The organism is Vibrio sp. B181a (assembly GCF_030248375.1).
Taxonomy (GTDB): Bacteria; Pseudomonadota; Gammaproteobacteria; order Enterobacterales; family Vibrionaceae; genus Vibrio; species Vibrio campbellii.
In genome coordinates, this window is sequence record NZ_JAHGAD010000070.1 from 19,540 (window position 1) to 32,229 (window position 12,690).

Annotated in this window: 16 protein-coding genes; 11 read left to right on the forward strand and 5 right to left on the reverse strand. The window is 45.1% G+C overall.

The annotated features are described in order from the left end of the window. Window positions 1-9 precede the first annotated feature (9 nt). Window positions 10-999, reverse strand: a complete 990-nt coding sequence (locus tag KIO97_RS22340) for an alpha/beta fold hydrolase (RefSeq protein WP_050904944.1) — start codon at window positions 997-999, stop codon at window positions 10-12. A 65-nt stretch (window positions 1,000-1,064) separates the two neighbouring features. Between KIO97_RS22340 and rhtB the strand changes: the two genes are divergently transcribed. The 6 genes from rhtB to arsJ all read left to right on the forward strand — a co-directional run bounded on the left by rhtB (window position 1,065) and on the right by arsJ (window position 6,396). After that, on the forward strand, window positions 1,065-1,679 hold the full coding sequence (gene rhtB / locus KIO97_RS22345; RefSeq protein ID WP_285383982.1) for a homoserine/homoserine lactone efflux protein: 615 nt from the start codon (window positions 1,065-1,067) through the stop codon (window positions 1,677-1,679). A gap of 28 nt (window positions 1,680-1,707) precedes the next feature. Continuing rightward, a complete protein-coding gene (locus tag KIO97_RS22350; protein ID WP_038890534.1) occupies window positions 1,708-2,931 on the forward strand; it encodes an EAL and HDOD domain-containing protein in 1,224 nt (407 codons plus the stop codon). Between the two features lie 102 nt (window positions 2,932-3,033). Further along, window positions 3,034-3,369 (forward strand): metalloregulator ArsR/SmtB family transcription factor, encoded by a 336-nt coding sequence (locus KIO97_RS22355; protein ID WP_285383983.1) that lies wholly within the window; start codon window positions 3,034-3,036, stop codon window positions 3,367-3,369. A gap of 43 nt (window positions 3,370-3,412) precedes the next feature. After that, complete coding sequence (locus tag KIO97_RS22360; protein WP_045401016.1) at window positions 3,413-4,414, forward strand: ArsJ-associated glyceraldehyde-3-phosphate dehydrogenase; 1,002 nt, start codon at window positions 3,413-3,415, stop codon at window positions 4,412-4,414. A gap of 11 nt (window positions 4,415-4,425) precedes the next feature. After that, on the forward strand, window positions 4,426-4,920 hold the full coding sequence (locus tag KIO97_RS22365) for a cyclin-dependent kinase inhibitor 3 family protein (RefSeq protein WP_010444506.1): 495 nt from the start codon (window positions 4,426-4,428) through the stop codon (window positions 4,918-4,920). A gap of 258 nt (window positions 4,921-5,178) precedes the next feature. Then, window positions 5,179-6,396 carry an organoarsenical effux MFS transporter ArsJ gene (gene arsJ, locus KIO97_RS22370; protein ID WP_285383984.1) on the forward strand — a complete coding sequence of 406 codons (1,218 nt, stop codon included), beginning with the start codon at window positions 5,179-5,181 and terminating at the stop codon, window positions 6,394-6,396. A gap of 89 nt (window positions 6,397-6,485) precedes the next feature. Here arsJ and KIO97_RS22375 read toward each other — a convergent pair whose 3' ends face one another. After that, window positions 6,486-6,866, reverse strand: a complete 381-nt coding sequence (locus tag KIO97_RS22375) for a cystatin domain-containing protein (RefSeq protein ID WP_038890530.1) — start codon at window positions 6,864-6,866, stop codon at window positions 6,486-6,488. 250 nt (window positions 6,867-7,116) lie between these two features. Between KIO97_RS22375 and KIO97_RS22380 the strand changes: the two genes are divergently transcribed. Beyond that, on the forward strand, window positions 7,117-8,130 hold the full coding sequence (locus KIO97_RS22380; RefSeq protein WP_077262087.1) for an acyltransferase: 1,014 nt from the start codon (window positions 7,117-7,119) through the stop codon (window positions 8,128-8,130). Between the two features lies 1 nt (window position 8,131). On the opposite strand, the gene KIO97_RS22385 is transcribed toward KIO97_RS22380, so the two are convergent. Further along, complete coding sequence (locus KIO97_RS22385) at window positions 8,132-8,461, reverse strand: DUF2500 domain-containing protein (protein ID WP_005430363.1); 330 nt, start codon at window positions 8,459-8,461, stop codon at window positions 8,132-8,134. A 241-nt stretch (window positions 8,462-8,702) separates the two neighbouring features. Between KIO97_RS22385 and KIO97_RS22390 the strand changes: the two genes are divergently transcribed. The 4 genes from KIO97_RS22390 (at window position 8,703) to KIO97_RS22405 (ending at window position 11,697) form a co-directional block, all read left to right on the forward strand. After that, window positions 8,703-9,068 (forward strand): hypothetical protein, encoded by a 366-nt coding sequence (locus KIO97_RS22390; protein ID WP_005430355.1) that lies wholly within the window; start codon window positions 8,703-8,705, stop codon window positions 9,066-9,068. A 1,020-nt stretch (window positions 9,069-10,088) separates the two neighbouring features. Beyond that, window positions 10,089-10,709: a lysoplasmalogenase gene (locus tag KIO97_RS22395; protein WP_005430337.1), complete on the forward strand. Its 621-nt coding sequence runs from the start codon at window positions 10,089-10,091 to the stop codon at window positions 10,707-10,709. Window positions 10,710-10,778: 69 nt separating this feature from the next. After that, window positions 10,779-11,000 (forward strand): YecH family metal-binding protein, encoded by a 222-nt coding sequence (locus KIO97_RS22400; RefSeq protein ID WP_038890528.1) that lies wholly within the window; start codon window positions 10,779-10,781, stop codon window positions 10,998-11,000. Window positions 11,001-11,112: 112 nt separating this feature from the next. Beyond that, complete coding sequence (locus KIO97_RS22405; RefSeq protein ID WP_005430358.1) at window positions 11,113-11,697, forward strand: YhgN family NAAT transporter; 585 nt, start codon at window positions 11,113-11,115, stop codon at window positions 11,695-11,697. A gap of 63 nt (window positions 11,698-11,760) precedes the next feature. On the opposite strand, the gene KIO97_RS22410 is transcribed toward KIO97_RS22405, so the two are convergent. Beyond that, window positions 11,761-12,027: a DUF1145 domain-containing protein gene (locus KIO97_RS22410; protein ID WP_005438504.1), complete on the reverse strand. Its 267-nt coding sequence runs from the start codon at window positions 12,025-12,027 to the stop codon at window positions 11,761-11,763. A 25-nt stretch (window positions 12,028-12,052) separates the two neighbouring features. After that, window positions 12,053-12,652, reverse strand: coding sequence for a 16S rRNA (guanine(966)-N(2))-methyltransferase RsmD (gene rsmD / locus KIO97_RS22415; RefSeq protein WP_005430362.1), 600 nt, complete (start codon window positions 12,650-12,652; stop codon window positions 12,053-12,055). Window positions 12,653-12,690: the final 38 nt, after the last annotated feature.

The window sequence follows — 12,690 nt, forward strand, 5'->3', positions numbered from 1 at the left end:
TAATCTGATTTATTGGCAGTGCTTACGCATGAAGGCAAAGACCGCATCGAGTGCTTGGTTACGATACTGGTCTTTTTCAAACAAGATTTCGTGCTCTGCACCAGCTATCGAAACTAGGCTGGCATTGGGGTTAGTCTTACTTAGCTTATCGATAAAGCGTTGCTGCGCGGCGTTACTCACGATGCGATCGTTGCCTGACTGAACCAATAAAACCGGAACTTTAATTTGGCGTGTCAGCAAAATACATTGCTTGGCAGCCATTAAACCTTGCCAAACCCAGCGAGTGCTTGGCCCACCAACTTGCAGTTCGGGTTTGTCGTTGTATAAACCACGAAACCAATGATAACGATCGTAGCTTTGGCTAAGAGGATTATCTTCAAACGGTTTTGGGTAGTATTCTTTATGACCCGGCGCGTAGCTAGGCTTTGTCGAAACTGCCGCTAAGATTTGGCTGACCGGAATCGCGATAGGGCTGAGATACCAAGGTAGGTTGATACCAAACATTGGGGAACTCAGAATCAAACCATCAAAGTTGTGTTCTGGATGTGTTTGCAGGTAGCGTGTGGCGATCGCACCGCCCATTGAGTGAGCAATGATAAAACGCTGTTGGTATCCGCTTAAATCAAGCTGCTGCAGCACCAATTCCATATCTTCAATGTAATCATTAAAGTCATAGACGTGACCCATGTCTGAGTCTGGAATTAGGCGATCTGATAAACCTTGTCCTCGGTGGTCAAACGAATACACGTCATAACCCTGTCGGTACAGGTCGTAGAACAGTTCTTGGTATTTCCAGGAAGCTTCAATGCGACCGTTGACGATCAGCACGGCTTTTGTGTGCTCAGGATTGGTGAGTTTGCACCAGTAGATTTTCTTTTTCTCTGTCCCTTTTACAAAGCCTTCTTGGCGTTCTTGCCAAAGTGCTGCGATCGGACCACCTATTGCTTGCTCAAATAAAGTCTCTTGAGTATAAGTCAAAGGTGAATGGTTAATAGCCATTAGTCGATTACCTGAAGATACGTTGTTTACGCGACGTATCATCGAAGAATTATTGAGGAAATGCAATGGATACCCACGTTTGGTTAGCCTATGTGGTAACAGCAATCGTTTTTAGTCTGGCTCCGGGATCTGGTACCGTCAACTCGATCAGTAATGGTTTGAGTTACGGCACGCGCAAGTCATTAGGTGCTATCGTTGGTTTACAAATCGGTTTGGCGATTCATATTGCTCTGGTTGGTGCTGGCATTGGCGCGTTGGTGGCGCAATCGGCAACGGCATTTACCGTGATTAAGTGGGTGGGTGCGGCTTACCTTGTGTGGCTTGGCATTCAAAAGTGGCGTGATACGTCTGGTTTAGTTGCAACCGAAAGCCACAAAGCGATGTCAGGCATTTCTCTGTTGTACAAAGCCATTCTTATTAACCTGACAAACCCAAAATCGATCGTCTTCTTGGTGGCACTGTTTCCACAGTTTATCGATCCAGCGAAAGACCAGCTGACTCAGCTGTTGGTTTTGGGTGTGACCACAGTGACCATTGATGCGTTTGTGATGCTGGGTTACACCAGTTTGGCCGCTCAAATGGGTCGCTTTATTCGCTCAGATAAGATCATGGGCAAAATTAATAAAGTATTCGGTTCAATGTTCATGGGATGTGGTGCATTATTAGCGGCAGCTAAGTAACAAATTATAAAAATCACAATAATTTCGAATGAAAAATGCGTATGTCGCCCGCCAGCCTATCTTTAATCGTAAAAGACAGACGCTGGGATATGAGTTGTTGTTCCGCGATGGTGAAAGTAATGCCTATCCTGCACACATCGATTCAAACAGGGCGACATACCGATTGATTGTAGAGAATTTTCTCTCTGTCGGAACCAATCCTCTGATTGCATCGTCACGATGCTTCATCAATTTCCCTCAACAAAGTTTGTTGCGTCGGCTACCAAGAAGTTTGCCGAAAAACAAAATCGTGGTTGAGGTACTCGAAACCTGCCAACCGACCGATGAACTGCTTGAAGCCATTCGCGAACTTTACCGTGAAGGCTATTTGATTGCGCTCGATGACTTCACTTTGACTGATGAGTGGCGTCGTTTCTTGCCTTATGTCCACATTGTAAAACTCGATATCATGGCGATGGGGCTTGAGAAAGCATGTGAATTGGTTAAGCAGCACACCAAAAAGCGCACCAAGTATCATTTCTTAGCTGAGCGAGTCGAAACTGAAGCCGAGTTTGAAGCGACCAAAGAGGCGGGCTTTAAATTCTTCCAAGGCTACTTTTTCAGTAAGCCCGAAGTGATGCAGACTAAATATGTGAGCCCCGAACAAGTGCTGGCGCTCAAGTTATTTAGAGAAGTGTGCGTGCCTGATCCAGACTTTGGCCGGATTGAAAACATCATTACCCAAGATGTCACGCTGTCGTACAAGTTACTGCGTTTTGTGAACACGCAATCGACTACTTTGGAAGTGACCATCACGTCATTCCGCCAAGCCTTGATTTACCTTGGGCAAGAAAAGCTCAAAATGTTTGTCTCACTAGTGGTAGCGTCTTATATCTCCAGTAGCAAGCCACGTGAGTTGTACAACTTATCTCTGCAACGCGCTCAATTCTGTGAAGCCATGTCGCGCTATCAACCTTTTGCGCATCTCAACGAGCAGGGTTTTATGATCGGCTTATTGTCGATTCTCGATGCCATGCTCGATTTGTCTGTCGAATCTTTAGTTGGACAATTACCGCTGAGTCCTTCCGTGCAGCAAGCCTTGTTGCATCGCCAAGGTGAATACGGCGCGTTACTGGCAATCGAAGAGTGCTACGAGCGTGCCGATTGGGCGGGCGTGGAGCAATTCTCTCAGCAGCTCGGGCTTTCTGTCGACGATGTGAAGTCTGAGCTTGGCGAAGCCGTTCGCTGGAGCCAGACCTTTTCTGGCGCCTAATCTGATCAAATATTAAACTTTTATTACAGTCGAGCGCGATCGCTTGACGGCATCTCAGTTTTAAATAACCATATACGAATATCCATATATAGGTATGTGTTTATGCTTCCACATCAGTTCTTCAAACTTCTTTCCGACGAGACTCGTGTGCGCTGCTTAATGTTGGTGGTTCGTGAAGGGCAAACCTGTGTTGGTGATTTGGCTCATGCATTACAACAAAGCCAGCCCAAGATTTCTCGCCATCTGGCCCAGCTAAGATCGAATGGTATTTTAGTTGATAAACGTCAGGGGCAATGGGTGTACTACGAGCTGTCCGATCAATTACCGGGATGGATGCAAAAATTGATTGATGACTTGGTGGCCTCGAACTGTTTGAAGAAAGAGTACCAAGAAGACATTTCACGATTGCACGATAAAGCTCGTGCAGCTTGCTGTTAATAGTAAGTGTTACCAGTTTATAGGTTTAAAAAGGTAGAAGATTATGACGATTAAAGTAGGTATTAACGGTTTCGGTCGTATTGGTCGCTTGGCATTACGCGCAGCGTTTGATTGGCCAGAGCTAGAGTTCGTGCACATCAACGATGTAGCGGGTGATGCAGCGACGCTTGGCCACTTACTTGAGTTCGATTCAGTTCAAGGTCGTTGGAACCATGCAGTGCAAGTTGAAGGCACAGATATGGTGATCAACGGTAAGCGCATTACGACTTCACAAGAGCGTGATATCGATGCTGTGAACTGGGGTCAATGTGATGTTGTGATTGAAGCAACGGGCGTTCATCGCAAAACCTCATTCCTAAACAAATACCTAGAACAAGGCGTAAAACGTGTTGTTGTTAGTGCACCAGTGAAAGAAGATGGCGTAGCTAACATCGTAGTGGGTGTGAACGACCACATCTTCGATCCTGCGCAGCACCGCATCGTAACCGCAGCGTCTTGTACAACGAACTGTATTGCACCAGTAGTGAAAGTGATTCACGAGAAACTGGGCATTGAACAATCGTCATTCACAACGATTCACGATTTAACTAACACACAAACGATTTTGGATGCGCCGCACAAAGACCTACGTCGTGCACGTGCATGTGGCATGAGCCTGATCCCAACCACAACGGGCAGTGCGACTGCAATTGTGGAAATCTTCCCGGACCTAAAAGACAAGATTAACGGCCACGCGGTTCGTGTTCCTCTAGCAAACGCATCGCTGACAGACATCATTTTTGATGTGAAACGTGATACCACGGCAGAAGAGGTTAACGCACTACTGAAAGAAGCTTCTGAAGGTGAGCTAAACGGCATCCTTGGTTTTGAAGAGCGTCCATTGGTTTCTATTGATTACAAAGGCGACCAACGTTCAACTATCGTTGATGCACAATCAACCATGGTAGTGGGTTCTCGTATGGTGAAGATTTACGCTTGGTACGATAACGAAATGGGTTACGCGACGCGTACTGCGGAATTGGTTCGTAACGTTGGTATGGCATAAGGAGTTTTAAGATGTCTCATCCTACATGGCAATTAGATTTAGAAACGGGCGCTTTGGTACTGACTCCATGTCCTGGTACCAAAGGTGTTGAACTGCAAGCTTCGCTAGAACAGTTAAAAGCGCAAGGCGTAGAAGCGATTGTTACTGCCCTTGATAATGCTGAACTAGCGTCCAAAGACGTGTCTGCATTGGGCGAATTAACCCAACAGTTAGGCATGAAATGGTTCCAAATTGAGATCGAAGATGACTGTGCTCCGGGCGAAGAGTTCGCTGCAAAATGGTCACAAGCGAGTCCTGAACTGCACGCGATTCTTGCTCAAGGTGGCAAGGTTGCAATGCACTGCATGGGTGGCTCTGGTCGCACAGGTTTGTTTGCTGCGCACCTACTGCTAGAGAAAGATTGGGCGCTAGAAGACATCGTACGTGAAGTGCAAGCGCTGCGCCCTGGTGCTTTCACAAAGCCAGTACAAGTTGAGTACATCGAACGTGTAGCTCAAAACGCTTGATCAGCTTATATAGCTTTTGGAACATCATGATCCAAAAGCTCTATTTATGCCGTAATGGCTTACTAATTTATGTGATTTTTGCTTACTGGTCTTATGCTTAACTTATTGTTTGTTAACAAGTAATGTTTGGGTGTCTCATCAGTTCTTGTTTCACAATTTAGCGCCAGTATTAAGATGACTCAATGCTGGTGTTCAGGTCATAGAGCATTTGGAACATCATGATCTAAATGCCCTAAACGCTGTACATCTGAGGTCGTTATGATTTCAAAACTAAGCAAAAGTATCCGTCAGTATATGCTGGTGACGTTCAACTATTGGAACTTCACTGTGACGGATGGTGCACTCCGTATGCTGGTGGTGCTTTACTTCCATGATTTAGGCTACTCAAGCTTAGCCATTGCTTCGCTTTTCCTTTTCTATGAATTTTTTGGCGTAGTGACCAACTTGGTTGGTGGCTGGCTAGGTGCTCGACTTGGTTTGAACAAAACCATGAACATCGGCTTAGGGATGCAGATTTTTGCCTTGCTGATGTTGGCAGTGCCCAATGCTTGGTTGACCATCCCTTGGGTAATGGCGGCGCAGGCAATTTCGGGTATTGCCAAAGACTTAAATAAGATGAGTGCCAAGAGCGCAATCAAAACTTTGGTGCCAGACGAGCAGCAAGGTGCACTTTATAAGTGGGTTGCGATCTTAACGGGCTCGAAGAATGCGCTGAAAGGTGCGGGTTTCTTCGTTGGGGGTTTGCTGCTATCGGCGTTTGGCTTCCAAACTTCGATGGTCATCATGGCAAGTGTGCTGGCTGTTGTGTTTGTATGCAGCTTGATCTGGCTAGAAGCGGATATGGGTAAGGCGAAGAGCAAACCTAAGTTCCGTCAAATTTTCTCCAAGTCAGAATCGGTGAACATTCTTTCCGCTGCACGTATGTTCCTATTTGGCGCGCGTGATGTGTGGTTTGTTGTTGCACTGCCGATTTATCTTGGCAGCGTGTTTGGTTGGGATCATCTGATGGTAGGAGGCTTCCTTGCGGCTTGGGTGATTGCTTACGGATTCGTTCAAGGTTTTGCGCCTCGTATTACTGGCAAAGCTAAAGGTCGAGTGCCAGATGGCAGCGCGGCTCTGATTTGGGCGGGTATCCTTGCTGTCATCACTGGTGCGATTGCTTATGGCGTGCAAATCGGCTGGCAGCCAGAGCTTGTTATTGTCGTGGGCTTGATGATTTTCGGCGCTGTGTTTGCGGTGAACTCATCTCTGCACTCTTACCTTATCGTCAGTTATGCGAAAGGCGATGGAGTATCATTGGATGTCGGCTTCTACTATATGGCGAATGCGATGGGACGTTTGATTGGTACGGTGCTATCCGGTTGGATTTACCAAGAAGCGGGTTTAGCGGCATGTTTGTGGGTGTCATTTGCTTTCTTAGCGCTAACAACGCTAGTTTCTATCAAGCTACCAAAAGCCAAAGTGGCGACGGCTTAAATCGACTTACGATTCAGAATAAAAAATGGCTCCGCTTTGGGAGCCATTTTTGTTTTTACGATTCAGTATCGCAAATCAGCAAGTCTTGCCTATGGGCAAATGCGGCCTTGTTGTGCTGGCTGCGTCATTTCCATATCACCTTTCAGTGAGCGGTAAACGATGGTGTTCCAAACTTCACCATTGTCCATTTCGAATTCAATCGCGTAGTTAAGGCCATTCACTACTTGAGTGCGTACGCTTAAGATCTCTTTTAGCTTAGCCGCGGTATTCATCTGACCAAGTACAAAGTCGAGTGCTTGCTGAGCTTCAGGTGTGACTTCACCTTGTGACCAGCCGCCAGCAAGGTTTTCAGCGCTACAGATAGGGTTCGCTTCCGGTTGCGATTGTGTTGGTGCCACGGCCTCTTCCTTTTGATTACATCCAGCTAAAGCCACTACACAAACCAGTGACGCTAATAATGTTTTCTTCATAAAGACCTCTCTTAATAATCTGTCCAGCATCCTAAAGGAATGAAACGGTTAGATCTGTTTCATATCCGAGAAAGCTTAGGGCTAGTGATCCCATTTGTACAATAGGATTTGTCATCAACCATTTTGCAAATCAATGATATTGGTGCGTCATCGTTGAGTTAAAAATAAGCAAAAACAGATTGTTAACTATTTAACCGGATGAAAATTGCCCTATGCTATAGACGTGAAGTTACGCAAATTAGGAAAGGGTATGAGAGAAAGGGTTCTGTTTTTCGACTTATTACGTTGTGTTGCTGCAGTGGCAGTGATCGCTATTCACGTGTTAGCGCCATATCGTAATGAGTTGGGCGTGATTCCATTTGACCAATGGGCAACGGCGGTCGGTGTGAACAGTGTGACCCGTTGGGCGGTGCCGGTATTCATTTTGATCACGGGAGCTTTGATGCTCAGTGATACACGTCCTTTTGATGCCAAGTACTACGTCAAACGGCGTTTAGGTAAAGTGTTGGTGCCTTTTTTGGTTTGGTCGATGTTTTATGCGTATTTGTCAGGCTGGACGGCACAAGGCTTTGATTTTTCCACCGTTGAAGAAGTGGTGAGCAACAGTCCGCATCATGCAACTTACTACCATCTTGGATTCTTCTATTACTTTATTCCGCTCTATTTTGTGATTCCGTTGTTTCAATGGGTAGTCCGTAATTGTGACGACAGTGTCCTCTATGCGTACTTGGCGGTTTGGTTAATCACCAGCACTTTATTCTTATTCAAAATTGATGGACCGTGGAGCAATCAATACTGGCTTTATATGGGGTATTTACCACTCGGTTATGTATTGTTTCAGAAAGTCCCACTTAATCGTTCAGTCGTTACGGGGTTTACGGCATTAGGGCTGGTGGCTCTGGCTGTGACCTTTACTATGGTGGTGAGCAACAGTTTGGAAGCGGACAAGTACACAGTAGGGCGTTGGTTCTCATACAAAACATTGAACGTGATTCTCGCCGCGTCGATGATTTTTATGTTGTGTCGTTACTTTGGAGAAGGCCTAGCGCCCAAAGCACAGAAAGTGGTGAGTTTTATTAGCCAGCACAGTTTGGGTATTTATCTTCTTCACCCAATTTTCTTGTGGCCGATGAAAGCGTTCGGTTGGTATCAAGGTCATCCAGCATGGGTGATTCCGGTGTGGATTGTAGTGAGTGGTGCTGGAGCCTTGGCGATGAGCTATCTGTTCTCTAAGTCCGCCAAGACTCGCTGGTTGTTGCCGTAAATTAGCGGTTTAGGGCGAAGTGCAGAAACTTATCGCCACGGTAGGTCAATGTGCCTTTATCACCTGGGTTCAGCGCGTGGTAATAGTGCACACCGATTTGAAATTCGCGCTTTGGCCCAATTGAGCCGCGTTGTACATAAATCCAATATTCTTGATCGTCTTGGCCAGGCTCGGCATCCGGTACTTCTATCGCTTGTTTGTCCAAGATGGTCACTTGAGCACTCTGCTCAGGTGCATCCTCACCAAAGTAATGTTTGCTGTAGAAGCGGAAAAATGCCCATGCGCCAAGCGCAATCAGAGCGAACAGAGCCAAAATAAGTGAGATTGGCATGATAACCTCCAATGTTTCATTGGCGCCTATTTTACAGAACTCCCTGATTAAACTATGAGTTGAGATAAATTATTCGTGATCTAGTAAAAGTGTCTTAGATTTTATTCGGCGCACTTCACATTTTATATGCGTTCAAGAGCACAATTTAAAAGGAAATTTGCACCTTTTGGCTCGAAAAAGTTCTAAATTTATAGAAGAATGAAACAACGGACGAAGGAAGGATCAAGTAAGGAGGGTTACGATGTCAGATATTGAGAAAGTAGTCATGCGTACCCGAACGATCGAAAAACTTCTGCGAACGCAATACCACGCAGAAGGGAAAGGGTTACATCAACTGATCACCAGTTGTGAAGAGCGCTTGCCGCATGATGTTGTTGCTAAACTGCGATTTATCGCAACTGTGCGGAATAAGGTTGTTCACGAAGAGGATTACAAGTTGGACGATCGAAAAGGTTTCTTGGCGGCATGTGATGCCTGCGAAAAGGAACTGACGCCGAGGAGTTCACGCTTTATTTGGCGAGCAGCGATTTTGTTAATGGCCTTGATTACGCTTGCTGCACTTGGCTTCTACTACATGCATTGGGACATTCTGGTTAAGCATTTGTAGAGCACACAATTTGAATAATAAAAAAGGGACGCGAAAGCGTCCCTTTTTTATTTTAAACAGTAACTTAGTACATCATCGGCAGTGTCATTAAACCAACAACCACTGCAATCATTACCAGCCCTTGTTTTTGAGAAGAAGAAATCATAACACTACCCCTAAAATCATTGATGAACTCGATGTAAATAATATAGCACTGTTTTTGAGCTTTGATCAACTTCAAAGAGGAAAAGTTTTCAAAACTCGAACTTAACTTGGGCGTTTTAACCCTAAATTGACTAATAAAACTGTGTTTTTTGTGCTGTTCTTTAAGTGTTCGACTTGTCGTTTTTCTCTTCTTTTTTGTTTTAAGTTGTTGATTTTGATGTGTTAAATATGAGTAATTTTATGCTGGAATAGTGTTTCTTGTTTAAGTGTTGTGGTTGGTGGGCTATTTTTGCTGAATTTCTCAAAAGTTGAGAAAAGTTGGTTTTGTGCTAATGAGGCTGACGTAGATGGACGTCTATTTAGTTCGCCTTTTCCTATCTGATGAGAAAATCTCGGTCTCAAAAGGGTTTAGATTTTAGCTAAGTTATCTAAGTTTATGTTTTTGTGCTTTTTTGTCAGTATGTTTAGCTATATCAGTTACTTATGTCTGGTTGTTTGAATTTTTACTCTATCTTATCGCTGGCTTAGCAGACATTTGTATTGTCATGAGGTGCCTGTTTTAGCTGTTTTAGAGGTCTGAGGATGTAGATTCGGTTTTTGTGTTGATAATTTGCCCATGGTGGTTGTATGTCGAACAAATTGACGGATTGTTTTTCAATTTATAATGGTTGGGGCTTTTGATGAGATTGTCGATAACATCGAGAGTGAGATAGCTGAGCTCAATGGTTGTTAGAAAAAACCTAAGCAGCAATTGACTAAGTTACGTCTACAAAATGTTGCGATTCGCTATCAAGATCCAACTTTCATGGATTATGCCTTTACATCAAGATTGGTCTACCTAGACTAGCGGCGAGATTACGTGAAAGGTGTATCGGCATGTGGAGTTGGTTAGCGATAGGGCTATCGGGGATGTATTCCGTGTTGGGGGCAAAACAGTCCAATCCAACGCAGTCTCTGACATTTAAAATCTTTACTCTGCTCTTATTGCTGATTTTAGCACTGACTGAGGGTTCCTCGGCGCCTCACACCTATTGGATCGTTGGTGGTCTAGTGGTATCGATGTTTGCTGATACGCTCCATTCTTTTAAGTCTCGTAAACCTCTCTATTTTGCTGGTTATCTACTAGCACAAATCTGCTATAGCAAATCGTTCTGGGTTCAGCTCAATGGTGACATTGTGTGGTGGCTATTAGCTCTGCTGCTAGCCGCGAGTATTGTGGCGTTCTTCCTCTTATTGCCGCAATTGGACTCGATGGTCTTCCCGGTCGTTATCATGGGGATTATGCTGGTCCAGTTGGCGTGGGCTGCAGGGGAAGTGTGGTTACAAGTGCCTAATTTTGCCAATGCGCTTGGGTTTAGCGGAACTGTCGTGATGATTTACTCCGCCTTGGCCTATGCGATACATGGTTACCGTAAGCCGATGAAACGCGCCTATGTTTGGGTGAGCGGCAGTTACTTTTTGGCTCATGCATTAATTGTTGCCTCTATCATTTACTAACTCAGGTCAAAGTAAGCGGTCAGGTTTTAAGTAAACTGGATGAATTCAATTTGATGACTGGAGTCGATGATGACTGAAATTCATGCTCATAGCTTACTGAACCTACTTCGTGAAACCCCAATGAATCGTGATGAGCTTGCGGCTCATTTTGGTTCTGAGGCACGCTTTCATACCTGTAAGCTGAATGATCTAGACTTAGATGCATTGCTAGAGTTTTTGCTAAAGCGCGAAAAAGTACGCGAACTGGAAGGTCAGTTTGTCGTAAATATGGCGCGTGTTTGCAATCACTAAATTGCGGCTAACTGATTATTTATGAAGGCGATAAACTCATTTCGCCTTCAGTCATATCTTCACTCAATCACTTTGCTATACTGGCCGCCAACTTTTCCGTCGAGGTCAGAACATGGACATTCTTTCTGCAGCGACCATGCTGTTTCTTATTATGGATCCGCTCGGCAACTTGCCGATTGTGTTGTCCATTCTCAAACACTTAGATGCGAAGCGTCGCCGAAAAGTACTGATCCGTGAGCTAGTATTTGCCTTGATGATTCTGATGCTGTTCTTATTCGCAGGGCAGAGCATCATGAGCTTCCTTCATGTTCAACCTGAGACCTTGAGTATTTCTGGCGGTATCATTCTGTTTATCATCGCGATTAAGATGATTTTCCCAAGTGCTGGCAGTATTACCGGGTTAGCCGCAGGTGAAGAGCCATTTATTGTGCCGATGGCCATCCCTATGATTGCCGGGCCTTCGGTGATTGCTGCGCTGCTTTTGCTCTCTTCTCAGCATCCAGACAAGATTATGGAGCTGTCTGCCGCGGTGTTGATTGCTTGGGGCGCCACTTTCTTCATTTTGATGTTTTACAGTTTCTTCCACCGCATTTTGGGAGAGCGCGGCCTGAAAGCGATTGAGCGTTTGATGGGGTTGCTGTTGGTAATGATTTCTACCCAGATGTTCCTAGATGGTGTGAAGAGCTACATGGGTTAAGTCTTTGCCTATCGAATGATACAAAAAAGCCGCTCTCGTGAGCGGCTTTCGTTTATCTGTCAGTTACATCATGTGCTTACGACGAATATCGAGCAGAGCGAAAATACCAAAAATCAAAATTGAGTACTTTTCCCATGCGCTCATCTTAATCTTGTCACCAAACGCGCCGATGAAGATCGCCATTTGCAAACCGTGCATGATGAACAAGAAAGCGGTCATGATGTACAACGCAATCGCTGCTTTGCCCGGGAATGGCATAAAGAAGTTGAGGATCAATACGAACCAGACAAAGGCGATGGCCGCTTTAGCCAGTATCAATAATGCTTTCATTTAACTATCCTTTTAAATTGAGGCTTTAAGCTGGTGAGCGTTCGTACAAGCGGTAACTCACTTGACCTGCGGTTTTCTCGCGGTGCAGGTGCCAGTTTTCTGGTAGCCCAGCAATGTTCAGCTCTTTTTCAGTTTCAATATAAATCATCGCATCTTCAGCAAGCCAGCCGTTTTGCTCCAGCAAGGTCACGGTTTCATCCAATAATCCTTTGCGAAACGGCGGATCGATGAATACTACGTGGTGAGGCGTACCCGGTTGCTGTAAAAAGCTGATCGCATCGGTGTTCACGACTTGAATGTTGTTGGCATTCAAAGACGCGACATTCTTTTGCAGTTGCTGAAATGCTTGTGGGTTTAGTTCAATCATCGTCACTTGATCGGCTTGGCGCGAAGCGGATTCAAAGCCTAAACCTCCTGAGCCGGCGAACAAGTCGAGACACTTCGCCTGCGGCACATCTTGAGCTAACCAGTTAAACAGGGTTTCTTTTACGCGATCCGTGGTTGGGCGTAGGCCTTCTGCATCATGAACAGGGAGCTTTCTGCCTCTCCATAAACCACTAATAATGCGTACAAAGCCTGTTGTTGGCTTTTTTTGTGATGAGTTTTGCTGGCGACGTCTTACCATAGATTTTTTGACCGCTAATAAAGTGATACTATACCCAA

Excerpts from the sequence above, each read along its gene's own strand:
- KIO97_RS22410 (WP_005438504.1), bottom strand. The coding sequence starts at position 12,027 with ATGAAAGCATTATTGATACTGGCTAAAGCGGCCATCGCCTTTGTCTGG.
- KIO97_RS22340 (WP_050904944.1), bottom strand. The coding sequence starts at position 999 with ATGGCTATTAACCATTCACCTTTGACTTATACTCAAGAGACTTTATTT.
- KIO97_RS22360 (WP_045401016.1), top strand. The coding sequence starts at position 3,413 with ATGACGATTAAAGTAGGTATTAACGGTTTCGGTCGTATTGGTCGCTTG.
- KIO97_RS22365 (WP_010444506.1), top strand. The coding sequence starts at position 4,426 with ATGTCTCATCCTACATGGCAATTAGATTTAGAAACGGGCGCTTTGGTA.
- KIO97_RS22375 (WP_038890530.1), bottom strand. The coding sequence starts at position 6,866 with ATGAAGAAAACATTATTAGCGTCACTGGTTTGTGTAGTGGCTTTAGCT.
- KIO97_RS22350 (WP_038890534.1), top strand. The coding sequence starts at position 1,708 with ATGAAAAATGCGTATGTCGCCCGCCAGCCTATCTTTAATCGTAAAAGA.
- KIO97_RS22405 (WP_005430358.1), top strand. The coding sequence starts at position 11,113 with ATGGACATTCTTTCTGCAGCGACCATGCTGTTTCTTATTATGGATCCG.
- KIO97_RS22355 (WP_285383983.1), top strand. The coding sequence starts at position 3,034 with ATGCTTCCACATCAGTTCTTCAAACTTCTTTCCGACGAGACTCGTGTG.
- KIO97_RS22390 (WP_005430355.1), top strand. The coding sequence starts at position 8,703 with ATGTCAGATATTGAGAAAGTAGTCATGCGTACCCGAACGATCGAAAAA.
- arsJ (WP_285383984.1), top strand. The coding sequence starts at position 5,179 with ATGATTTCAAAACTAAGCAAAAGTATCCGTCAGTATATGCTGGTGACG.
- rsmD (WP_005430362.1), bottom strand. The coding sequence starts at position 12,652 with ATGGTAAGACGTCGCCAGCAAAACTCATCACAAAAAAAGCCAACAACA.
- KIO97_RS22400 (WP_038890528.1), top strand. The coding sequence starts at position 10,779 with ATGACTGAAATTCATGCTCATAGCTTACTGAACCTACTTCGTGAAACC.
- KIO97_RS22380 (WP_077262087.1), top strand. The coding sequence starts at position 7,117 with ATGAGAGAAAGGGTTCTGTTTTTCGACTTATTACGTTGTGTTGCTGCA.
- KIO97_RS22395 (WP_005430337.1), top strand. The coding sequence starts at position 10,089 with ATGTGGAGTTGGTTAGCGATAGGGCTATCGGGGATGTATTCCGTGTTG.
- rhtB (WP_285383982.1), top strand. The coding sequence starts at position 1,065 with ATGGATACCCACGTTTGGTTAGCCTATGTGGTAACAGCAATCGTTTTT.
- KIO97_RS22385 (WP_005430363.1), bottom strand. The coding sequence starts at position 8,461 with ATGCCAATCTCACTTATTTTGGCTCTGTTCGCTCTGATTGCGCTTGGC.